At 70.8% G+C, this 23,046-nt stretch carries 18 protein-coding genes; 11 read left to right on the top strand and 7 right to left on the bottom strand.

Features of this window, described 5'->3' with window-relative positions; translation table 11 throughout:
• Nucleotides 1-105 precede the first annotated feature (105 nt).
• Together VMV22_01230 and VMV22_01225 are read left to right on the top strand one after the other, a co-directional pair.
• Entirely contained in the window at nt 106-1,524 is a 1,419-nt protein-coding gene (locus VMV22_01230) for a TldD/PmbA family protein (protein ID HUY20939.1), read from the top strand.
• Entirely contained in the window at nt 1,517-2,935 is a 1,419-nt protein-coding gene (locus tag VMV22_01225) for a TldD/PmbA family protein (GenBank protein ID HUY20938.1), read from the top strand. Before VMV22_01230 ends, VMV22_01225 begins: the two co-directional genes overlap by 8 nt.
• 50 nt (nt 2,936-2,985) lie before the next feature.
• Here the strand turns inward: VMV22_01225 and VMV22_01220 are convergent, their stop codons facing one another.
• A complete protein-coding gene (locus VMV22_01220) occupies nt 2,986-3,330 on the bottom strand; it encodes an FmdB family zinc ribbon protein (protein ID HUY20937.1) in 345 nt (114 codons plus the stop codon).
• 148 nt (nt 3,331-3,478) lie between these two features.
• Between VMV22_01220 and moaC the strand changes: the two genes are divergently transcribed.
• Nucleotides 3,479-3,961 carry a cyclic pyranopterin monophosphate synthase MoaC gene (gene moaC, locus VMV22_01215; GenBank protein ID HUY20936.1) on the top strand — a complete coding sequence of 161 codons (483 nt, stop codon included), beginning with the start codon at nt 3,479-3,481 and terminating at the stop codon, nt 3,959-3,961.
• A 48-nt stretch (nt 3,962-4,009) separates the two neighbouring features.
• On the opposite strand, the gene VMV22_01210 is transcribed toward moaC, so the two are convergent.
• The 3 genes from VMV22_01210 to VMV22_01200 all read right to left on the bottom strand — a co-directional run bounded on the left by VMV22_01210 (nt 4,010) and on the right by VMV22_01200 (nt 7,140).
• A complete protein-coding gene (locus VMV22_01210; protein ID HUY20935.1) occupies nt 4,010-5,959 on the bottom strand; it encodes a hypothetical protein in 1,950 nt (649 codons plus the stop codon).
• Nucleotides 5,960-6,205: 246 nt separating this feature from the next.
• The gene (locus VMV22_01205) at nt 6,206-6,502 is read right to left on the bottom strand and encodes a hypothetical protein (protein HUY20934.1); all 297 of its coding nucleotides are present in this window, start codon (nt 6,500-6,502) and stop codon (nt 6,206-6,208) included.
• A gap of 122 nt (nt 6,503-6,624) precedes the next feature.
• Entirely contained in the window at nt 6,625-7,140 is a 516-nt protein-coding gene (locus tag VMV22_01200) for a hypothetical protein (GenBank protein HUY20933.1), read from the bottom strand.
• Nucleotides 7,141-7,323: 183 nt separating this feature from the next.
• Between VMV22_01200 and VMV22_01195 the strand changes: the two genes are divergently transcribed.
• A complete protein-coding gene (locus VMV22_01195) occupies nt 7,324-8,442 on the top strand; it encodes a PilT/PilU family type 4a pilus ATPase (protein HUY20932.1) in 1,119 nt (372 codons plus the stop codon).
• 12 nt (nt 8,443-8,454) lie between these two features.
• On the opposite strand, the gene VMV22_01190 is transcribed toward VMV22_01195, so the two are convergent.
• A complete protein-coding gene (locus tag VMV22_01190) occupies nt 8,455-9,252 on the bottom strand; it encodes a prepilin peptidase (GenBank protein HUY20931.1) in 798 nt (265 codons plus the stop codon).
• A 174-nt stretch (nt 9,253-9,426) separates the two neighbouring features.
• Here VMV22_01190 and VMV22_01185 point away from each other — a divergent pair, with 174 nt between their 5' ends.
• The 7 genes from VMV22_01185 to VMV22_01155 all read left to right on the top strand — a co-directional run bounded on the left by VMV22_01185 (nt 9,427) and on the right by VMV22_01155 (nt 19,646).
• Nucleotides 9,427-12,198 (top strand): ATPase, T2SS/T4P/T4SS family, encoded by a 2,772-nt coding sequence (locus VMV22_01185; GenBank protein ID HUY20930.1) that lies wholly within the window; start codon nt 9,427-9,429, stop codon nt 12,196-12,198.
• Entirely contained in the window at nt 12,195-13,859 is a 1,665-nt protein-coding gene (locus VMV22_01180) for a PilT/PilU family type 4a pilus ATPase (protein HUY20929.1), read from the top strand. The genes VMV22_01185 and VMV22_01180 overlap by 4 nt, the downstream gene beginning before the upstream one ends.
• Nucleotides 13,860-13,868: 9 nt before the next feature.
• Nucleotides 13,869-15,101: a type II secretion system F family protein gene (locus VMV22_01175; GenBank protein HUY20928.1), complete on the top strand. Its 1,233-nt coding sequence runs from the start codon at nt 13,869-13,871 to the stop codon at nt 15,099-15,101.
• Between the two features lie 57 nt (nt 15,102-15,158).
• Nucleotides 15,159-16,418 (top strand): hypothetical protein, encoded by a 1,260-nt coding sequence (locus VMV22_01170; GenBank protein HUY20927.1) that lies wholly within the window; start codon nt 15,159-15,161, stop codon nt 16,416-16,418.
• A gap of 16 nt (nt 16,419-16,434) precedes the next feature.
• Nucleotides 16,435-18,153 (top strand): type IV pilus assembly protein PilM, encoded by a 1,719-nt coding sequence (pilM, locus tag VMV22_01165; GenBank protein ID HUY20926.1) that lies wholly within the window; start codon nt 16,435-16,437, stop codon nt 18,151-18,153.
• On the top strand, nt 18,153-18,767 hold the full coding sequence (gene pilO / locus VMV22_01160) for a type 4a pilus biogenesis protein PilO (protein HUY20925.1): 615 nt from the start codon (nt 18,153-18,155) through the stop codon (nt 18,765-18,767). The genes pilM and pilO overlap by 1 nt, the downstream gene beginning before the upstream one ends.
• Nucleotides 18,768-18,935: 168 nt before the next feature.
• Nucleotides 18,936-19,646, top strand: coding sequence for a prepilin-type N-terminal cleavage/methylation domain-containing protein (locus VMV22_01155; protein ID HUY20924.1), 711 nt, complete (start codon nt 18,936-18,938; stop codon nt 19,644-19,646).
• A 165-nt stretch (nt 19,647-19,811) separates the two neighbouring features.
• Here VMV22_01155 and VMV22_01150 read toward each other — a convergent pair whose 3' ends face one another.
• On the bottom strand, nt 19,812-21,638 hold the full coding sequence (locus VMV22_01150; protein HUY20923.1) for an AAA family ATPase: 1,827 nt from the start codon (nt 21,636-21,638) through the stop codon (nt 19,812-19,814).
• A gap of 212 nt (nt 21,639-21,850) precedes the next feature.
• Nucleotides 21,851-23,046 (bottom strand): carboxyl transferase domain-containing protein (locus tag VMV22_01145; GenBank protein ID HUY20922.1); only part of this gene is annotated, 1,196 nt, incomplete at its 5' end.

Genomic DNA, 23,046 nt, shown 5'->3' with positions numbered 1-23,046 from the left:
CCGCCGGCCACACGGCCGGCGGCCTGCGCGACCGGGCCCGTCCGTGGTCTGGCCGAGGGCGGTCTGGCCGGGCGGCCACGGCCGAGAGCCAGAAGGGGGTGGCCGGTGGCCGACTCAGCGCCGGGCGGGGCATTGCTCGTCGAGGCGCCGGTGGTCGAGCGTGTGCTCGGAGCGGCCTTGCGCAACGGCGGTGACTTCGCCGAAGTGTTCGCCGAGGACCGCCAGTCCACCTCCGCCGTGCTCGACGACGGCCGCGTCGAGGAGCTGTCGTCGGGCCGCGACCGCGGCGCGGGCGTCCGGGTGGTCGTCGGCGACACGACCGGGTTCGCCCATACCGCCGACCTCTCCGAGCGCGGGTTGCTCGCCGCCGCCGAAGCCGCCGCTGCCGTCGCCCGCCGGGGTGGTGGAGGAAGGGTCGTGGCGTTGGAGCAGCGCGACAGCGTGCCGCGCAACGAAGTGGTCCAGCTGCCCGAGAACGTCGCCAAGGCGCGCAAGATCGAGTTGCTCCTGCGGGCCGACGACGCGGCGCGCACCGCGGGCGGAGCAATCGCCCAGGTGTCGGCCTCGTACGGGGACGGGCGCCGGCGGATCCAGGTGGCCAACAGCGACGGCGTGCTCGTCACCGACGACCAGGTCCGGTCGCGCTTCAGCGTGTCGTGCGTGGCGGTCGGCGACACCGGCATGCAGACCGGCTACGAGTCGAGTGCCTTCACGGTCGGGTTCGAACTGTTCGATACCGTCGACGTGGGGGAGATCGCCACGGCGGCGGCGCGCCGCGCCCTCGTCAAGCTCACGGCGCGCCCCGCGCCGAGCGGCGAGGTCCCGTTGGTGCTGGCGTCGGGGAGCGGCGGGATCCTCTTCCACGAGGCGTGCGGCCACGGCCTCGAGGCCGACCACATCGCCAAGGACGCGTCGGTCTACACGGGCCAGGTCGGCCAGCGGGTGGCGAGCCCGCTCGTCACGCTGGTCGACGACGGGACCATGGGGCCCGAATGGGGGAGCTTCGCCGTCGACGACGAGGGGAACCCCGCCCAACGCAACGTCCTCATCGAGGACGGTGTGCTCACCGACTACATGTGGGACTTCCTGCGCGCCCGCAGCGAGAAGCGGGGCTCGTCGGGGAACGGGCGCCGCCAGAGCTACCGCCATCTGCCCATGGTGAGGATGACGAACACGTTCCTGCTCAACGGCGACGCCGAGCCCGACGAGCTGCTGGCCCAGACGCCCACCGGCGTCTACGTCGCCAAGCTCGGCGGCGGGCAGGTCAACACCACGACCGGCGACTTCGTGTTCGGCACGGTCGAGGCCTACCTGATCGAGGACGGCCACATCACCGAGCCGCTGCGCGACGCCAACCTGATCGGCAACGGCCCCGAGGTGCTGCGCCGCGTCGACGCCGTGGCCAACGACTTCGCCATGGGGCCGGGCACCTGCGGCAAGGACGGCCAGAGCGTGCCCGTGGGATGCGGCCAGCCCACCCTGCGCATCACCGGGGTGACGATCGGGGGGACGGCCGGTGACTGACGCCGTGACGCAACCGGGGACGGCGCGAGGGGCGGGCGCCGCCGGGAACGGTGTGGCCGGCGCGGTCGAGGGCGGGCTGCTCGAGCTGGCCGAACGAGTGGCGGGCGCCGCCAAGGCCGGCGAGGAGCTCGAGGTGTACGTGTCGCGAGGCGTCGAGACCGACGTGCGCGCCTACGAGGGCGCGGTGGAGTCGCTGTCGTCGGCGGCATCGGCGGGTGTCGGCATCCGGGTGGTGGTGGGGGGGCGGCAGGGCTTCGCCTACGCCGGCACCCTGGACGAGTCGGTCGTCGCCCAGACCCTGGCCGAGGCGCGTGACAACGCCTCCTTCGCCACGCCCGACGAGCACGTCGGGCTGGCGGGGCCCGACGGTGTGGCGCCGGCGTCGCTCGAGCTGTGGGACGACGAGGTCCCGGGGACCCCGAGCGCGGCCAAGGTGGACCTGGCGCTCGAGCTCGAGCGGCGGGTCCGGGGCGCGGATCCCCGTGTCCGCCAGGTGGCGTTCGCCGACTACGGCGACACGGCGGCGGAGGCGGCCATCGCCACGTCGACCGGGATCAGGGCCACGGCCCGGCGCACCCTGTGCAGCCTGGCGGTCGAGGCAATCGCCGGCGACGACGCCGACAGCCAGACCGGTGTCGGCTTCTCGGCCGCCCGAGGGCCGGGGCAGCTCGACATCGACAAGGCGGTGGCCGACGCCGTGGACCGGGCCACCCGCATGCTCGGTGCCACGAAGGCCCGCTCCGGGCGCTGCACGGTCGTGCTCGACCCCCGGGTCACGTCCACGCTGCTCGCCGTGGTGTCCTCGGCACTGTCGGGCGAAGCCGTGACGAAGGGCCGCTCGTTCTTCGCCGGGCGGGTCGGAGAGGAAGTGGCGGTGCCCTCGCTGGTCCTCGTCGACGACCCCACCGACGCCCGGGCCTTCGGGGCATCGACGCACGACGCCGAGGGGCTCGCCTGCCGGCGCAACGTGCTCATCGAGGGCGGCGTGCTGCGCGGGTTCGTGTTCGACACCACCGCGGGACGCCGGGCGGGCGCCGTGTCGACGGCGTCGGCCGTGCGGGGCGGCTACGCCACGACCCCGGTGGCGGGGTGCCGGGCGCTGCTGTTGGCGCCGGGGCCCCTCGGGGCCCGGGAGATCCTGGCCGAGGTGGACGAGGCGCTCTACGTACAGTCGATCACCGGGGTGCACTCGGGGGTCAACCCGGTCAGCGGCGACTTCTCCGTCGGAGCCGAGGGGCTCATGGTGCGGGGCGGCGAGCTGGCGGAGCCGATCCGGGAGATCACCATCGCGTCGACCCTCCAGCGGATGCTCCAGGCGGTCCTCCACGTGGGCGCCGACGTCGAGTGGCTCCCGGGTGTCGCCGCGGGCCAGACGCTGGCCATCGGGGACATGTCCCTGAGCGGGGCCTGACCGGCCCCTGACCGGCCCCTGACCGGCGGCGCCGCCGCCGGGGGCCCGGCTCAGGACGCCGCGGCGGCCTTCCCGGCGGGCTTGGCGGATTCGGTGCTGGCGGGCGTGGACGACGAGCCCGACGTGTCGGCGGGCGTGGACGACGAGCCCGACGAGTCCGAGGTGCTGGAGCCACCCGTGTCGGCGGCGGCGGTCTTCTTCTCGGCCTTCTTCGAGGACGACCGGCTGTCGGTCTTGTAGAAGCCGCTGCCCTTGAAGACGACGCCGACGGCGCCGAAGACCTTGCGCAGGGGGCCGCCGCAGGAGGGGCACTCGGTCAACGGGTCGTCACCGATCGACTGCACCACGTCGTGGTGCTCGCCGCAGGATCTGCACGCGTATTCGTAGGTCGGCATGCGGCGTCCCGGCTCCTTTCGGCGTCCTCGGGGGCATCGTGCCTGGCACTCGTGGCCCGTGAGTGCCAAGTCTACCGCCGCGGGCCGCGGTACCGCTCGCCCGTCGACGGTCGGAGCCACGAAGGCCCTCGTGCCCTAGACTCGCGCCGTGGTCGACCGGAGCTTGACGCATCTCGATCCCCTCGGCGGCGCCCGCATGGTGGACGTCGCCGCCAAGGAGCCCACCCACCGCAGGGCGCTCGCCCGCTGCAAGGTGATGATGGCGCCGGAGACCACCGCCAAGGTGGTGAGCAACGCGATCACCAAGGGCGACGTGCTCGGGGCCGCCCGGATCGCCGGCATCCAGGCGGCCAAGAAGACCCCCGACCTGATCCCCATGTGCCGGCCGTTGCTGGTCGGGGGGATCCACGTGAACTTCACCATCGGGGACAACTTCGTCGAGGTGGAGGCCCAGGTCGAGACCATCGACCGGACCGGCGTGGAGATGGAGGCGCTCACCGCGGCCACCGTGGCGGCACTCACGATCTACGACATGTGCAAGTCGTCGGACCGCTCCATGAGCGTCGGCGAGCTGGCACTGTGGGAGAAGACGGGCGGCAGCGTCGGGACCTGGCGCCGAACGGCGCTCTGAACCCCTCCGACGATCCCGCAGGTTCCGCCGCGTCGCGCGACGCGACGCTCAGCGGAGCCGGAACCGCTTCTTGCGCCCCCGGGCGATCAGGGTGAGATCCTTGCTGATCAGCTCGGACTCCCGCATGTCGGGCACCGCCACCGTCGGGATGTCGGGCGTGGCGGAGAGGATCTCGGTGGCCATCGACGCGACCGATGTCACCACCCCGTCCGTGGGTGCCTCCGTGGCCCCTTCGTCTGCCGAGTGTAGGAACGGGGTCAGGGGCTCCTCGGCGAAGACGGGCTCGGCGCCGATCACCTCCGTGGCGGCCATCGGGTGCAAGGGTGGCGGTGGCGGGGCAGCCATGTACGGCACGGGCTGGTCGTCGGTCTGTGGCCCACCGGTGAAGACGGACCCGGCTTCACGCGTGGGCTCAGCGGTGAAGGTCGGTTCCGGGGTGAACGCCGGCTCCGCGGTGAACGGTGAGGGCTCCGCGGTGAACGCCGGCTCAGCGGTGAACGGTGAGGGCTCCGCGGTCAGGTTTGCAGGCCTCTGTGCCCCGGGGGCGAAGGCCACAGGTGGGGGGATCGGCGCCGGAGGCGGCGGAGGCGGTGGGACCTCGGCGGTGAACGTCGGCGGAGGCGGTGGGACCTCGGCGGTGAACGTCGGCGGAGACGGCGGGACCTCGGCGGTGAACGCCGGCGGAGGCGCCTCGGTGGTGACGGAGGGCTCCGCGGTGAACGCCGGCTCGGCGGTGAACGTCGCCACCGACGCCGCCATCGGAAGTGGCTCGGATGTGACCGGGGGCGGTGTCGCGGCCGTCGACAGGTCGTAGGTCGGGTGGGCGTCGGTGGCATCGCGGCCGTCGGCACGGTCGGCGGTGCGCCGGGTTCCCAACAGGATGTCGAGTATCTCGTTCGGGTCGGTCGTGCGAACAGCGCGCTTCGGGTCGGGACGGGCGGTGGTGGCCTCGCTGTCCGCCCTGCGGGTGTCGACGTCGTTCGCCGCCGGAGGCACGTCGGCCGGCATCTGTGTCCCCGGGGGGACGACCATCGGCGCGACCTGTGGCGCCGGGGCGACATCGACCGGCGTCACCTGGGCCACGGCCACGGCCACGGCCACGGGCACGCCGTCGCCGGCGGCCGGAGGGGGAGGAGGCGGGGGCGGGGGCGGGGGCGGCGCCTGGTGCGCAACGGGCGGGGGCCCGAACTCGGCCGCCAGCACTGCGTCGAGGGCGCTCGACGTCAACTCGACGACCGAGGTGGCCGGGAGGACTTCCTCGTCGAAGGGGGGGACGTAGAACAGCGGTTCGGGGACCTCAGTTGCGAAGAGTGGCTCAGTCACCTCGGCGGCTCCGCTCCGTTGCATCGGCGCCGACGTCTCGACGCTGCTCATGAGACTGTCGGCAGGAGCGGGCGGAGCCTTGAATCCCAAAAGTGCATCCAGGGCAGGATCGGTGCCGATCCCGATCCGGGCACCGCCTGTTCCTCGGGCGCCCGGGTCCGCGACGGTGGAAGGCCGACCCACACGCTCCGGATTCTTCGGGGGAGCGTCGAGGGGGTTGCGGGGGCCGGCCTGCGGGTCGACCGGGCCTGCCCCGGCGACGTCCGGGCCCGTCGACGGCGCCGCGGTGAACGGCGTGGCCTCGAAGTCCGTGGGCGCCGCGGTGAACGCGGTGGCCGGAGCGTCCGCCGGCGTCGCGGTCAGGGCCGTGTCGTGGTCGGTGCTGCGATGCGAGGGCTCGAGGGCGCTGGTGGCCCGCTCGGTCGTCAGGGCCAGGCCCGCCCCGCGGTCGCTCGACGTCTCCAGGGACGGATGCACGGCCCCTGCCCCGAGTGCATCGCGCACCATGAGGCCCAGTCCTTCGATGGCGGCGGCCAGCCGCACCTGGCTCTCCTGGACGTCGCGCAGTCGTTCGAGGATCTCGTGCCAGAGCTCGGCGGACGACAGGGCCGCCGAGCGGACGAGGTCGGCCGTCGATGCCGACTGGTCCTCGTGGTGGCTGCTGTCCTTCGTCATCCCCGGTGTCTACTCCGATGCCCGGCGTGCTGCCGCCTGACCAACGCCGTGAGCCCCGGCGCCACGAGATCATCGAGACTCGCGAGCCGCCCCCGGCGGGCCTTCCCGAATGGCCCGAAGGACCAGACGCGAAGCGTAGTCAGCCGGCTACGTCGCAGAAAATCGCCCGGGGAGAACGGGGTCGACGCCGGTGTGACCAGGGACACGCCAGAACGAGGCCGGCGGCAGGCAACGGCTCGTTCCGGGTCAGGCGCGGGTCGCGCTCCGGAGCTCGTCGAGGGACAGCTCACCGGTGGCCTCGCCGCCGCACTGGGCGCAGTGTTCGACGTGTCGCCACGAGCGCAACAGGCGCGTGCCCTCCGGGTTGAGCAGGACGACGAACGACTCGGACACGGGGTCGATGTCCAACCCGAAGTACGGCCGCCATCCTGTCGATGCCGGGTGGCTGTCGAGGTCGAGACCCTTCAAGACGCGCCGGAATCGCATTCTCTCCGTATCGAAGAGCCAGGTGCTGTGGCAGGACTCCAGAACGAGCGGTTCCATACGTGGATCATTGCCCCAAAACGCGACGATCTATGCTCAACGGCATTGCGATTCTGTGACGATCCCCTTCGGCGTGGCCGTCCCGCCACCCTTCGTCGGTTCGGTATCCGCAGGTCAGAGGATCACGGTTCCGGTCGCGGCGAGGACTGGGCGCGCGATCCGCGCTTCCACCAGGACCGGCGGTGGGCCCTGCCGGCGCGCCGACCGCCCTTTCCGACCCCGGCCTCGGCGGCGAAGCGCGTGAAGTCGCGCTCGAGCGAGTCCGGATCGTCGGTCGGGACCACGAACCGGTGCGACCGGGAGGCGGTCGTCGTCTCGACGACGATGCCGGGGTTCCCCGCCGGCGTCCTCATCCGCCGGGAGGCGACGAGCTCCGTCATGTCGGACCAGGCCACGACGGCGGCCACCACCCCGTCGGGCCGGTGGACGGTGAGCCCGGTCGCGTCGATGACGAGGGACAACCCCGGCACGGCCACCTGCCCGTTGCTGTCGGCGGTGAGCAGGTAGACGTCGGACACCACGAACGGGGCCCCGGAGGGACCCGGCGGGGCGGGTTCCTGCGGGTGCATCTGGTCGGTCATGTCCACCACCTGCATCGCCTCTCGGTCCGGCCGCACCTGGTGCTCGTCCGTGCTCATGACCATGACGCGTGCGCCGGCCCGGGTCAACGACCGTCGGGCGGTGGGGCGCCCGACGCGTGGGTCGCAGGTCCCCTTTTCGCGGGCGCCCAGCTACGGAATCCCGTTCCTACCACGCAGAGCGCTGAAATAACCACGAAAACGGTTGGAGTAGAAGAGGACCTCACGTAGACTGATGCCCATATGAACCGCGATGACCTCGACCGACTCCTCCATCTCCTCGCCGACGTCGACGGCTCCGACCTTCACATCAAGGCCGGCGCCCCGCCGCGCGTCCGGGTGGACGGCCTCCTGCGAGCGCTCGACGGCGAGCCCGCCTTCACGGCGGAGGAGACCGAGGCGATCGCCAACGAGATCATGCCCCCCCGGATCCGCGACGTCTTCGAGGAGAAGCACGAAGCCGACTTCGCCTACAGCGTCGCAGGCCTGGGTCGGTTCCGCACGAACGCGTTCTTCCAGCGCTCGTCCGTCGCCCTCGCCATGCGGCGGGTGCGGACCAACGCCGCGACCTTCGGGGACCTCGGCCTCCCCGACGTCGTGCGCCGACTGAGCGAGCACCACCGGGGGCTCGTGCTGGTGACCGGCCCGACGGGCTCGGGCAAGACGACGACGTTGGCGGCCATGGTGGACCACATCAACCACCTGCGCTCGTGCCACATCATCACGATCGAGGACCCCGTCGAGTACCTGCACAAGGACGACCTGGCGGCGATCGACCAGCGCGAGGTCGGGTTCGACACCGAGAGCTTCACCTCGGCGATGCGCACGATCCTCCGGCAGGACCCCGACGTGATCCTCATCGGCGAGATGCGCGACCCCGAGACCGTGTACACCGCGCTCACCGCCGCCGAGACGGGCCACCTCGTGTTCTCGACGCTGCACACCACGACAGCGACCGAGACCGTCAACCGGATCGTCGACTTCTTCCCTCCCCACCAGCAGGGTCAGATCCGGGTGAGCCTCTCGGGCGCCCTGACGGGGACCATCTGCCAGCGCCTCATCCCGCGCACCGACGGCAAGGGCCGGGTCCCGGCGCTCGAGATCATGGTGGTGAACGGGCGGATCCAGCAGGCCATCCTCGACCCCGTGCAGACGTCGGACATCGACGAGATCATGGCCGAGGGCGAGTACTACGGGATGCAGACCTTCGACCAGTCGCTCGCAGAGCTGCTGCGCGACGGCACGATCGACCTGCGCGAAGCCATGAACGCCGCCTCCAACCCGCACGACCTCAAGGTGAGGCTCGAGCGCCTGGGCATCGTGCCGACCGGCCGGGGATTCGTCTCGGCCGCGGCCTCCTGACGACGGCCGGCGTCAGCGCCCGATCGGGCTCCCGGCGGCGAGGGCGGCGGCCAGCGCGGCGGTGACGCCGAGTGCCACGGCGACCGCGACCCCTGCTCGTCGGTGCCCGCCGCGGCGAATCCGGGCCCGCATCGCCGTGGCCAGGACCACGAGCACGCAAGCCGCGACGGGCACTCCCACGACGATCCCGCGCAGGCCCACCCATCCCCACGCCGCGCCGGCGGGCAGCAGCGCCCACGCCACCACGCGCCCGGCACCGGCTGCGCCGCGACCCGCCCGCCGGGTGAAAGCGAGCACCGTTCCCGCCAGCGCCGTCCCGATGAGCGCCCCCCCGAGGTGCCACCACCGGCCGTCCGCGGTGGCGGCTGCCGCCAGCAGGGCCACACCGAGCCCCGTGCCGATCAGCGAGACCGCCGCGGGCCCCGGGATGCCGTCGGCCTCGATGGCGGCGAGCGCCAACAGCGTGGCCGCCAGGGCGCACATCCCGGGCACCGCCCAGTGCGGCCCCAGCGCCCACGCCAGGATCCCGAACACCACCCCCGTGAGCAGTTCGACCAGGGGGTAGCGGGCCGAGATGGGCTCGCCGCACCGGCGGCAGCGGCCCCGCAGGACCACCCACGACACCACCGGCACGTTGTCGACGCCCCTGATGGGCGTGCCGCAGGCCGGGCAGAAGGATCCGGGCCTGACCACGGACAGGCCGCGGGGGACCCGGTAGACGACGACATTCAGGAACGATCCCAGCAGGAGTCCGATCACCGCCGTGCCGGCGGTCACTGGGAGGCGGCCGCCCACGACGGCGATCTCCATGGTCGGGCTCAGCAACGGGGCCTCTGACCAGGGAAAAGATCGCCAGGCACCCGCTCCGCCACAGGGCGATGACGCTAGCACGGCCGATTTCTCGGCCCTCCCCGCGCAGAGCGGGCGCCGGGCGGCGACCGAGAGCGTTCAATCCCGGCTTCCTACGTGCCGATGCATCTCGTCATGAGCAACGCGGATGCCGTCCGGATGCTCGCGGACGAACATCACCTCGAATTCGTGGATCTCGACCGCTTCAACGTGGACGCCAGCGCGTCCTCGGTGATCCCGGTCGCGGTGGCGCGCCGTCACCACGTCGTTCCCATCGGCCGCAAATTCGGTGCCCCGGTGGTGGCCATGTCGAACCCGGCCGACGTGATGGCGATGGACGTCCTGCGTGCGGTCATCGGACGCGAGTTCGTCGCGGTCGTGGCCAGCGACGACCAGATCGACGCGTGCCTGTCGCGCATCTACGGCGCGCCTCCCCCCGATTCGGGGAAGAAGAAGGCCGCGGCGTCCTCCCGACCACCGGCCACGACAGCCTCCAACGGGTCCTCCAACGGGTCCTCCAACGGGTACGGGCCAACGACCCCGCCACCGCCGCCGGCGGTGCCATCCCCCAAGGCGCCCCCCAAGCCGGCTGCCTCAGCCGCGCCAGCGCCTGCGCCGACTCCGTCGGCCCCGCTCCCACCGCCCGCGCCGGCGATGCCGCCGATGCCCGCCTCCGCCTCGGTCGCGCCGCCGGCCGCCGCTCCCTCCTCGACCACAGCGCCGGCCCCCGCCGCACCGGCCGCCCCCGGCTCGCCGACCACGTCCCCCAAGCCCCAGGTCTCCGGGGACGCCCCTGCGGCGGCTGTGCGGCCTGAAGCGCCCACAGCGTCCCCCTCGTCCGCAGCGCCGGCCAAGACGGCCGAGACGGCCGAGACGCCGACGCCCGCATCCGCCGACGCGCCCGCGGCGCCGTCGGTGCCACGCCCCACGGGCGGTGACGGCAAGAAGGAGCGGGCCGAGGACGTCCTCGCCGCCGCGCTCGAGGTGATCGACTCGTCGCTCGGGGAGAGCCGCCTGACGATGCCGCCGGCCGACGGCGCCCCCGTCGCCGCCATGACGCTCGACATCGAGGAGCCGGGCGAGCCCGCGCAACCGAGCGCCCCCACGGCGGAGCAGGTCGCCGACACCGTCCGGGCCGCCGACCTCGTCGAGGAGGTCGTCGCCGAGTTCGAGCACAGCGCCGAGACGACGGACACCGACGACGTCCCCGCCGGGCTGGGTGGCTTCCCGCCGCTCGCCCGTGTGCTCGTCGAGGGCGACCGGGTGTCGCTCGACGACATGGAGGAGGTCCTGGCGGAGCGCGACCGGACGGGTCAGGCGATCGCCCGGATCCTGACCATGCGCGGCCTGGTCACCGAGGCCGACCTCATGTGGGGCATGGCCCAGGAGATGGGCCTCGAGTTCGTCGACCTCGAAGTGCAGAGCGTGGACTTCGGTGCCGCCTACCACCTGCCCGAGACAACGGCCCGGCACCACAACGTGTTGGTGATCGGCATGCGCGACGGCGTCGTCGTGGTGGCCGCCTCCAACCCCACCGACGTGTTCGCCATGGACGACCTGCGCACGATCATCGGGCGCAACTTCGTCACCGTGGTGGCGACGCGCTCGCAGATCAACGCGTTCATCGACAAGGCGTACCACCAGGGTGGCGACGCCACCGAGGTCGCCAACACGGCGGCGTCGGACTTCGAGGACATGGCCGACGAGGAGCTCGGCAACCTCCAAGCCGTCGTCGACGACGCCCCCATCGTCCGCTACGTCAACCTCCTCATCCTGCAGGCTCTCAACGAGCGGGCGTCGGACATCCACGTCGAGCCGACAGGGGAGAACCTGCGGATCCGCTACCGGATCGACGGCGTGCTCCACGACATCTCGACGGCACCGCGCGCCATCTCGGCGGCTGTGACGACCCGCCTCAAGGTCATGGCGGACATGAACATCGCCGAGCACCGCCTTCCCCAGGACGGCCGCATCTCGCTGACCGTGGGGAACCGCCCGATCGACCTCCGCATGGCCACCCTCCCGACGATCTACGGCGAGAAGGTCGTCATGCGAGTCCTCGACAAGTCCAACGTGGTGCTCGGCTTCGAGGACCTGGGCTTCGACAGCGACCTGCTGGAGATCTACCGGAAGCTCTTCACCAAGCCGTACGGGACGATCTTCGTGACCGGCCCCACCGGCTCGGGAAAGACGACGACGCTGTACGCCACGCTCGCCGCCCTCAACGACGCCGACAAGAACATCATCACCGTCGAAGACCCCGTCGAGCTTCGCATCAAGGGGATCAACCAGGTCCAGCTCAACATCAAGGCCGGCCTGACCTTCGCGTCGGCACTGCGGTCGATCCTGCGGTCCGACCCCGACATCGTGCTGGTGGGGGAGATCCGCGACCGGGAGACGGCCATGATCTCCGTCGAGGCGGCCCTCACCGGGCACATGGTGCTCGCCACCCTCCACACCAACGACTCCGCCAGCACCCCGATGCGGCTGGTCGAGATGGGCCTGGAGCCCTACCTCGTGACATCGGCCATCAGCGGCGCCCTGGCGCAGCGGCTGTCACGGCGGCTGTGCGTGCACTGCAAGGAGACCTACGAGCCCACCGAGGCCGACATCGTGGCCGCCGGCTGGAAGCCCGCGGAAGTCTTCACCGACAACGACAAGCCCCTGCTCTACCGAGCCGTGGGCTGCTCGGCATGCTCCAAGACGGGGTACCGGGGACGCAAGGCGCTCCTCGAGCTGCTCGTCGTCACCGAGGACGTCGAGCGCATGATCATCGAAGGAGGCACGGCTGATGACATCCACAAGCTCGCAGTCGAACAGGGCATGGTGACGCTCCGGCAGAGCGGCCTCCGCAAGGCACTCGAGGGTGAGACAACCCTCGAGGAAGTCCTCCGGGTCGTCGCATGAGCCCGTCCGCCACCACCCGGGTCGAGTGGGCCCGACGCCTGGCCCACTCGATCGTCTCCGACGGCTACGCCGACGAGGCGGTCGTCACCGCTGCCCTCGACCAGGCCTGCAGCGCCAACGAGTCCTTCGCGGCGCTTCTCATCTCCCGTGACGTGACGTCCCAGGAGGTCGTGCTGGGGCTGCTGTCGCAGCTGGCCAGGCTGCCCGTCGTCGACCTGCACACCGACCGCCCCAGCGACGCCGCCCTGGCGGCCACGCCCGTGGCCGTGGCGCGCGAGTACGGCGCCGTGGGGTACCGATTCGACGGCGACCAGCTCACCATGGCGTTCGGCGACCCCCCCGACGAGGGCGACGTCCGGGCGCTGTCGGTGCTCGTCGGCCACGAGGTCGTCCCCGTGCTCGGCAACCCGATCGCCATCGAGCATCTCCTCGCCTCGGTCGAGCCGGTCGCCCCGGCCGGACCGCCCCTGGCCAACGGCTCGGCCAACGGATCGGCCAACGGATCGGCCAACGGCTCGGCCAACGGTCATTCGGCGTCGGGCAACGGCAGCCACGGCGGCGACCGCCTCCCGGCCGTGGCGCGCACCGAGGACGATATGCCGCTGCACCTCGACGACCTGCTGCGCTACGCCGTCAGCGTGGGCGCGTCGGACCTCCACATCACGACCGGCCTGCCGGCCTGTATCCGGTTGCACGGCGCCGTCCGGCCCATCGAGGGATGCCCGGTGCTCGACAACGAGTCCATCCGCGACATGGTGTTCGGCATCCTGCCCCAGACGCTGCGGGAGCGATTCGAGGCCGAGAAGGAGCTCGACACCTCACACTCCATCGCCGACGTGGGCCGGTTCCGGTTGAACGTCTTCCAGCAGCGCGGCACCGTGGCCGCCGTCCTGCGCGCCATCCCGCACGAGATCCCCGCTTTCGAGGTGCTCGGGATCCCCGAGTCGGTCCGGGTCTTCACCGAGATGCGCCGCGGGCTCGTCCTGGTGACGGGGCCCACGGGGTCGGGCAAGTCGACCACGCTGGCGTCGCTGGTGGACATCATCAACAAGACCAAGCCGCTGCACATCATCACGGTCGAAGACCCCATCGAGTTCCTCCACACCCACAAGCGGGCGTTGGTGAACCAGCGCGAGGTGGGCCAGGACACCCTGTCGTTCTCCGAGGCCCTGCGGCGCGTGCTGCGTGAGGACCCCGACGTCATCCTCGTCGGTGAAATGCGCGACCTCGAGACCATCTCGATGGCGCTCACCGCGGCGGAGACCGGCCACCTGGTGTTCGGCACCCTGCACACCCAGGACGCCCCGCAGACCATCGACCGCATCATCGACGTGTTCCCCACCAACCAGCAGGAGCAGGTGCGCACCATGCTCGCCGGCTCCCTGGAGGGCGTGGTCACCCAGCAGCTGCTCCTGAACGCCGACGGCACGGGCCGCCTGGCCTGCTGCGAGGTGATGATGTGTACCGCCGCCATCCGGAACCTCGTGCGGAGCGCCAAGACGCACCAGATCTACTCGCTGATGCAGACCGGTGGTCAGTACGGCATGCAGACCATGGACCAGGGTCTGGCGAAACTCGTGCGGGAGGGGCGGATCACCGAGGCCGTCGCCTTCGACCGGTGCCGCAACGAGGAAGACCTCCGCAACCACCTGAGCTCGTAGGAGCCTGCCATGGCACTGACATTCGATTACAAGGTCCGCGACCGCACCGGCAACCTGGTGGAGGGCCAGCTCGAAGGCGACAGCCTGTCGCTGGTCGTCGGCAAGCTGCGCGAGATGGGCTACCTGCCCATCGCCGTCACGCCGAAGTCACGGACCAAGGTCAACCGGGAGATCACCATCCCCGGCTTCACCAACCGGGTGAAGCTGACGGAGATCGCCGTGGCCACCCGTCAGCTGGCCACCATGATCGACTCGGGGCTGTCGGTCGTGCGGGCCCTGTCGATCCTTGCCACGCAGATCGACAACAAGGAGCTCGGACGCGTCCTCGGTGAGGTGCGCCTCGACGTCGAGCGCGGCTCGTCGCTGTCGGCGGCGTGCGCCAAGCACCCCAAGATCTTCAACACGCTGTTCATCACCATGGTGCAGGCCGGGGAGGCCGGCGGCCACCTCGACTCCGTCCTGCTGGAGCTGGCGGGCACCATGGAGAAGCAGGCCGTGCTGCGCCGCACGATCAAGTCGGCGATGACGTACCCGATCGTGGTCCTGTCCGTCATGACGCTCATCTTCCTGGCCCTGCTCATCTTCATCGTCCCCGTGTTCCAGAAGCTGTTCGCGTCGCTGAACGCCAAGCTGCCCGTACCGACGCTCATCGTCATCGGGATCTCCAAGATCATCCTGAGCGCCTGGTCGATCCTCGTTCTGGCGGTCATCGTCACGGGCGTCGTGCTGTTCCGTCGGTGGATCAAGACCGAGAAGGGCCGCTTGAAGTTCGATGCGTTCAAGCTCAAGCCACCGATCTTCGGGCCGCTCTTCCACAAGGTGGCGCTGGCGCGCTTCGCGCACACGTTCGCCTCGCTCATCGAAGCGGGGGTGCCGATCCTGGAGTCACTCGACATCGTGTCGGAGACTGCGGGCAACCGGGTCGTCGGCAACGTGCTCCTCAGCGCCAAGGCAGGGGTACGCGAAGGCCGGGCCCTGGCCGACACGCTGCACGAGCACGAGGAGGTCATCCCGACGCTCGTAACGCAGATGGTGGAGGTGGGCGAGCAGACGGGTGCCCTCGACGCCATGCTGCACAAGGTGGGGCAGTTCTACGACGGCGAGATCGAGACGACGGTCAACAACCTGACGTCCATGCTCGAGCCCCTGCTCACGGTCGTCATGGGGGCAGGTGTGGGCATCATGGTGGTGAGCATGTACCTGCCCATGTTCACGTACATCAAGCACATCCCACAGAGCTGAGTAGGGGCTCGACCTCGTGGAACGACGCCTCGGCGCGTCCTGCGCAACAAGCCTCCGATGAATCGCGCGCGGCGTCGCGCCTGGCCCATCGCCGTGACCGTCGGTATCCTCGTGACCGCGCTCGCGTATTGCCTGCTGTGGGGCCCGGTGGTCGGCCATCGCAATTCGTGGACGTACCCTGGCGACATCTGGGGCGCATACCGCTCCGCGCACTTCATCGCCTGGGGCGCGTTCGGGAGTGTCTATGCAGCGGGCACCGGGCTCGTGACGTTCCCGGGCGTTCTGTTGTTGCTGACGCCGCTCGCCAGCCTCACCGGACACCTGGGCATGAGTGAGGGATTTCCGAATCGCGTCCCCCATCCGACGTCCTGGCTCTTGCTGGGGCCGTACGAGATCATCATCGGATGCGTGGCGCTCTTCGCCTGCGACGCCCTGGCGGAGCGTATGTGGCTCTCTCGAGGTCGGCGATCGTTCCTCTGCGTGGTCGAGGGCGTCGTGCTGTGGCCGGTGCTCGTGATGTGGGGCCACCCAGAGGACGCGCTGGCAGTGGGTCTCGCCGTCTATGCCCTGGTGTTCGCGCTGGACGGTCGCTGGACGGGAGCCGGATGGCTGTTCGGTGCGGCGTTGGCGACCCAGCCACTGGTCGTGCTCATGCTGCCGGTGCTGCTGGCCATGTCGGGGAGATCTCGAGTGCTCGGCCTCGTCGTCCGCTCCGGCCTCCCCGCCGCCCTCTTGCTCGTCACGCCGGTGCTCGCCCAGTTCCACACGACGGTGCACGCGCTGGTCGACCAGCCGAACTTCCCGGTTCTCGACCATGCGACGCCGTGGACGGCCCTGGCGCCGCGGCTCGGGGGCGCCGGGAAGGATGTGGCGGTGGCGGCAGGGCCCGGCAGGCTCGCCGCCGTGCTCGCCGCCTGCGCGCTCGGTTGGTGGGCGCGCCGCTGGCGAGACCGGCCGGACCTCATGGTGTGGGCGGTCGCCGCGGCCCTGTCATTGCGCTGCTTCACGGAATCCGTGATGGTGGCCTTCTACCTCTGGCCGGTTCTCGCCGTCGGGCTCGTCGTGGTGGCGTCCTCTTCGGGACGGAGAGTGGCCTTGGGTGTGGCATCCGCCGTGGCGGTCACGGTGTGTGGCGAATTCCGGCTGGGCGAGTGGGAGTGGTGGGCCACCATGGCTCTCGGCCTGGTCGTTCTCCTTGTTTCGGGCTTCCCGTCGAGATCGTCAAGAGTCCCAACCGAGGTGCCGATAGATACGAACGCGGCAGGAGGGACGGCCCTCGGTGGCCCTGCCGGCGCCTTAGTGGGAGCTACGCGATGACCAGGAGATCGGTTCCATGGCACAGGTAGTCGGACTCGATATCGGTACCAGCGCCGTTCGTGCCGCCGAGCTCGACCTCGGGTCGGGTGCCCCGGTGCTCGTAGCGTTCGGGCAGGTCGGCCTCCCCTCCGGCGCCATCGTGGACGGCGAGGTGCAGGACCCGTCGGCCGTAGCGGATGCCATCACGCGGCTCTGGCAGAACGGCAAGTTCCAGTCGAAGTCCGTCGTGGTGGGGATCGCGGGACTGCGCGCCATCACCCGTGAGCTCGACCTGCCGTGGGTACCCGACGAGGACGTCGACAGTGCGGTGCGCTTCCAGTCGGAAGAGGTCATCCCCTTCCCGCCGGACAAGACCATCCTTTCGGCCCAGGTGCTCGCCGACCAGACCGCACCCGACGGCACGAGGACCCGCCGGGTGCTCGTCGCCGCCGCACACCGTGATCTCGTCGACGGGGTCGTCGGCGCCGTCGACAAAGCCGGGCTGATCGTCGAAGGCGTGGACCTGGTGTCGTCGGCGCTGGTACGGGCGCTTGGAGACCCGTCCGTGGCAGCCGAGCGACCCGAGGCCATCGTCTCCATCGGCGCCGGCCTGACCGTCGTCGTCGTCCACCAGCACGGGCGGCCCCAATTCGTCCGGACCATCGGCACCGGCGGCAACGCCGCCACCGCCGCCGTCGCCTCCGCCCTCGACCTGCCCATGGTCGACGCCGAGAGCCTGAAGCGCCGTCTCGGCGAGGCCTCCCCCCAGGTGCAGTCGGCCGAGCAGGCCGTGCAGGCCAGCATCGCCGAGCTGGTCGGGGAGATCCGCAACTCGGTGCAGTACTTCGCCACGCTCCCCGGACGCGTCCCCATCGCCCGGGTCCTCCTGACCGGCGGCGGCGCCCGCCTGCGCGGCCTGGTCAAGGAATTGCGCGCCCAGGTGCGCATCCCGGTCGAGCACGTCTCGCCGTTGGCGCGGCTCGACCTCACGAGGATCGACCTCGACCCCGAGCAGGCTGCCAGCATCGACCCGGTGCTGGCCACCCCGATCGGCCTGGCGCTGCCCGAGCCGAACGCGTCCGTCCGGAAGTTCAACCTCGTTCCCCCGGAGGTGACGCAGAAGGCCTTCGAGCGCCAGGTCGCCCGCAAGACGTTCGCCGCAGCCGGCGCCCTGGCCCTCGTTCTGGTCGGGTTCAGCGCCTTCCGGTTCATGCAGGTCAGCAGCGCCGAGAACGGCGTCAACGGCCTGAAGACCAATGTCGCCCAGCTGAACAGCCAGATCCCCACGTTCGACAAGGTCGTCGCCATCACCAACGAGCTCCGCACGGCGCAGACCCAGGTGGCGAGTCTGTCGGCGACCGCGGTCGACTGGTCGGCCGTGGTAAGCCAGCTCGGGCAGCGGATCCCGGCGGGGCTCGCCATCAATTCGCTGACCGGCACCAGCACCGCAGCCGGGACCGCAGGCGGGACCGCACCTGCGGCACCCGCCTCCACGACGGCGTCCGTCGGAACGACCACGGCGCCGCCGGGAGCGATCGGTTCGCTTGCCCTGGGAGTCGGAGGCACGTTCCCGACCACCGCGCACTTCGACCCGGTGGCGCAGTGGATCGACGGGTTGACCGCGTCGTCGATGTTCACGCCGCCTGGTGTGGCCTCCGTGGCCAACGCACCCACAGGCGGGAACACCTCGGTGACCTTCCAGTCGACGCTGTGGCTCACTGCTGACGCAAACCTCACAAAGAACGCAGGATCGTGATGGAAAAGCTGACTCGATACCGCATTCCGCTCTTCACCGCGCTCGGCGCACTCGTCGTCGCCATCATCGTCGTCGCGGCGTGGATATCCCCGGAGGGCAGCAAGCTCTCGAGCCTCAAGGCTCAGCAGACCCAGCTGCAGTCCCAGGAGAGCCACCTCCGGACGGAGCTGGCGACGCTCAAGCACGACAAGGCCCATCTGGCCACGAACTGCGCCGAGTTGACGAAGGACCTGACCCAGGTTCCCGGCACGCCCACGGTGGACGACTTCTTCCACCAGGTCACCGCGCTTGCGGTGGCGGCAGGCGACCCGACGACACCCAGCATCAGCGTCACCCAGGCGCCGGGCGCCGCCAGCGCCGTCAAGATCGTCGCGGTGAACCTGTCATTGACCGGCACCTACGGGCAGATGTCGTCCTTCTTGAAGGGCCTCGACGGCTTCCCGCGGCTGTTCACCGTGACCTCCATCACGGTCACCGGGGGGCCTGTCGCCGTCGGCGGAAGTGCCGTAAATCCCAGCACCGCCGGGTACACGTTGTCTCTCGTCGGCAACATCTACTACAGCACGGGACAGACGAACGTGTGCGCCGACGCTTCGACGACGTCGGCGCCCTGAGAAGAGCGGGCCCGATCGGCGGCAAGCGCCTGACCGGTCGACGGGGTCCCCGGGTTCGAGGGCCCGAAGGTCTCCGGACGGCCCAAAAGCTTGCCCGCAGGCCTAAAGCTTCCCCGACCCGCTGCCGATAGTTGTTCCGATATCCATTGCACATCAAGGAGGCAGTCCATGTTCAAGTCCACGCTCGCGCGCGTGCGCGAGACCCGCATGCGAGAGATCGAGGGAGAGACGGCTTCTGAGTCCGGTTTCACCCTGATCGAACTGATGGTGGTCCTGCTCATCATCGCCATCCTGCTCGCCATCGCCATTCCCACGTTCCTCGGCGTGACCGGATCGGCCAACGACCGGGCAGCGCAGTCGAACCTGACCAACGCCCTGACCGAGCTGAAGGCGCTGTACCAGAACGGCCAGACCTACTGCGAGGCCAACTGTGCAAGCGGTGTGACGCCGCTCGCCCTGACTGGAGCCAACAGCATCCAGTCGTCGGCGCCCGAGTTCACGTGGACCACCGGTGCCAACGTGACGGCCGGCAACAACATCAGCATCGTCCCCGTCGACGTGTCGAGCCCGGGCATGGGTGACGGCGTCATCATCGCCACCCAGAGCAAGAACCAGAACACCTGCTGGTACGCGGCTGACCTCGAGACGACGCCGGTGGTTGCGTTCACCGACGTCGGCAACACGGACTTCGCGGCGGCCACTGCTTCCGGTGCGGCCGGTCAGTGGCAGTCTGCGCCGCTCAGCCAGGCTCCGCAGGCGGGCGTGTTCTACGCCAAGGTGACCAACGACGGTGGGACGTGCAACGCCACGGTCCCCGTCGCCACCACGTCCACGAAGTGGAACTGGGGAACCAGCTTCGCCAACGCCCCCATCAGCTGATCCTGAGCTGACGGAGCTCGCCGGACTCGCCTCCGGCGCAACGTGAAGTGACCGTGGCCCCCGCTGAGGCGGGGGCCACGGTCGCGTCCCGGCCTCCGCCGCCCGCGCCGGCGCCGCGCCCTCCGACGTGCCCGGTCCTCGAGCGCCCGGGCGCCGGGCGCACCCTCAGTTCGACAGGTCGAGGGCGGCGGGCTGCGCCGTCGAGATGACGTCGAGGATCTCGCCGCCGACGAGCTCGTCGCGCTCGAGCAGCGCGTCGCGCAGCGCCTCGATGACGGCGCGGTTGGCCTCGAGCATGGCGCGCACGGCCGCCTTGGCGTCCTGCAGCAGCCCGTCGACCTCCTCGCGCCCGGTGTCGACGCTCGTCACCTTGGCCACGATGTTGCCGGGCATGTCGAGCGCCGCGCTGGAGATGAGCGTGCTGCCCATGCCCAGCGCACCCACCATCTGGCAGGCGGCCACCGTGGCCGCCTGGAGATCCGAGGCCACGCCGGAGCTGGTCTCGCCGAAGAACAGCTCCTCGGCCACCATGCCACCGAAGGCGATCTGGACGAGGGCCTCGATCTCCGAACGCGTGGTGGTGAAGCGCTCCTCCTCGGCGGAGTGCGCCAGCAGCCCCAGGGCGTCCTTGCGCTTGACGATGGAGAGGACCTCGAGCTTGCGGCCCTTGCCCACCAGCCAGGCGACGGTGGCGTGCCCGGCCTCGTGGGTGGCGATGGTGCGGCGCTCGGCCTCGGCGTACTCCACCGGCTGGGCCAGGCCGATCTCCTCGGTCATCTTGGCCTGCTGGAGGTCGCCCCACGACAGCTGCGTGGCGTCCCGGCGCAGCGCCCACACCAGTGCCTCGTCGAGCAGGTGCTCGAGCATGACCGGGGAGTAGCCGAAGGTCATGGCGGCCAGGGCGTCGCGGCGCGACGGGTCGTCGAGCTCCGTCTCGTGCGCCTTCTTGTCGAGGTAGTAGTCGATGATCTCGCGCCGTCCCGACCTCGAGGGCAGGTCGAAGTAGATCGAGCGGTCGAAGCGCCCGGGGCGCACCAGTGCCGGGTCCAGGTCGGCGGCGCGGTTGGTGGCCCCGATGACGAGGATGTTGGCCGACGCCGCCTGGGGCTTGTCCATCTGCCGGTTGTGCGGAAGCCAGGCGTTGACGATGTCGACGAACCACCCGCGCAGCCGAATGGACGCGGGGGGCTGGTCGAAGGACTGCAGCTGGATCAGCAGCTCGTTCACGACCCCGGCGACGCCGTCGTGGTGGCGGCCCGATGATCCCATGCCGCCCCGGGCGCCGCCGATGGCGTCGATCTCCTCGATGAAGCCGATGGCACCGCCCTCGCGCCGTGCATAGGTGCGCAGCGCCTTGAAGTAGGAGCGGATCTTGCGGTTGGTCTGTCCGTAGAACATCGACTGGAACGCCGAGGACGACACGAACAGGAAGGGCACGCCCGCCTCCGCCGCCATGGCCTTGGCCATGTAGGTCTTGCCCGTGCCCGGTGGGCCTTCGAAGAGGATGGCCCGGCGCGCCGAGCCGCCCATGTGCTCGGCGAAGGTCTTGTGGGCGAGGAAGAGGTTCAGCGTCTTGATGACTTCGTCGACGACCACCGGCGCGCCGACCACATCGGTGAAGCGCGTCTCGATCTCGTTGGGGCGGTAGAGGATGTGCGGCGAGCGTCCCGCGCCCAGCATGGGCAGGACGATCACCGTCCCCAAGATGAGGATGAGCAGGAGCCCCGGCAGGTAGGGGACCATCGACGACGGGATGTGCGGGAAGCCCAGCGCGCCGCGGTGCAGGACGAGGGCCCGGTAGCCGAACCAGGCCGCGATCGGCGTCAGCACCAGCGCCAGTCGGCGCAGCCGCCCCTGGCGCACTCGCTCGCGTGTGGAGCCGACATCCGCGCCGGACATCCCCATGACCCCGGACTGCCCGATCGTGCGCAGGGCGGCGACCGCCTCCGCCGATGGGCTGCGACTGGTGTCGCGGTGCTGGCGATCGCTCATGGACCTGCTCCTGTTTCCCCCGGGGCCCGGGATCCGGGCACCGCCCCGCCCACTGCGATGCGGACCGGGCCCCAGGCCCGACCGTGCTCACCACTCTCCGCGTCGGTTCTAACGCTGCGCCCAACCGGCCATCAACTCGGCCCCAAAACGGCCCCAGAGAAATCCAAGAGAAAGCAGAGGGAAAAGGCCGCCCCGGCCAGCGGGCGCCGGCCTCACATGGGCCCGGTGTCGTGCTTTCGGCCGGGGATGGCCTCGCGCCGGGACACGAGCACCGACAGGGCCCGGTGCAGGGCCCGTCGGGTCTCCGCGGGGTCGATGACCTCGTCCACGAAGCCCCGCTCCGCCGCCACCCACGGGGTGAGGAGCTCGGCCTTGTACTGCTCCTCCCGCGCTCGGCGCTCACCCTCGTCGGCGCGGCGGTGGAGGATCTGCACGGCCCCGGTGGCTCCCATCACGGCGATCTCGGCCGAGGGCCACGCCAGGCACACGTCGTTGCCGATGCCCTTGGAGTCCATGACGATGTAGGCCCCGCCATAGGCCTTGCGCACCACGACGCACACGCGCGGCACGCTCGCCTCGGCGTAGGCGAAAGCCAGTTCGGCGCCGTGGCGGATCATGCCCCGCCATTCGAGGTCCTTGCCCGGCAGGAACCCCGGGGTGTCGACGAGGGTGACGATCGGGAGGTTGAAGGCGTCACAGAAGCGGACGAAGCGCGCCCCTTTCTGCGAGGCGGCGATGTCGAGGGTGCCCGCCAGGACGCGGGGCTGGTTGGCGACCACCCCGACCGGGGTCTCCCCGATGCTCGCCAGGCCGGTAACGAGCTGGGCGGCCCATCCCGGGCGCAGCTCGAGCAGCTCACCGTCGTCGGCGAAGGTGCGCACGACGTCGCGCACGTCGTAGGAGGCAGAAGCCTCGACGGGCACGAGGTCGCGCAGCTCGGGTGTCGGGCGCTCGTCGGGGTCGTCGCTGCCAATGGGGGCCGCCGTGGCTCCGCTGTTGTCGGGGAGGTACGCCAGGACCGCCTCGAGGAGGCCGTCTATGGCGTCGGCGTCGGGAGCCAGGAGCGTGCACAGCCCGCTGGCGGTGGCGTGCATCGTGGAGCCGCCGAGCTCGTGCAGCCCGATCCGCACGCCCGTGAACCCCTCCACGGCGTCGGGGCCCGACACGAAGGCGAAGGCGTCGGGGGTCATGACACACACATCGGCGAGCCCCAACAGCAGCGCCGGCCCGGACAACGCCGGCCCGGTCACCGCGGCGAGCACCGGCACCACTCCCGAACACCGGGCGACGGCGGCGGCGGCGTGGCCCCAGCCGTGCAGGGCGTGCACTCCCTCGGCCACCTCGGACCCCGACGACGACAGGACGATGACGAGCGGGAGCTGCTCGGCGAGCGCCACGTCCGCGGCGC

The organism is Acidimicrobiales bacterium (assembly GCA_035531755.1).
Lineage (GTDB): Bacteria > Actinomycetota > Acidimicrobiia > Acidimicrobiales > UBA8190 > DATKSK01.
This window is presented reverse-complemented; position numbering and strand designations above follow the sequence as displayed.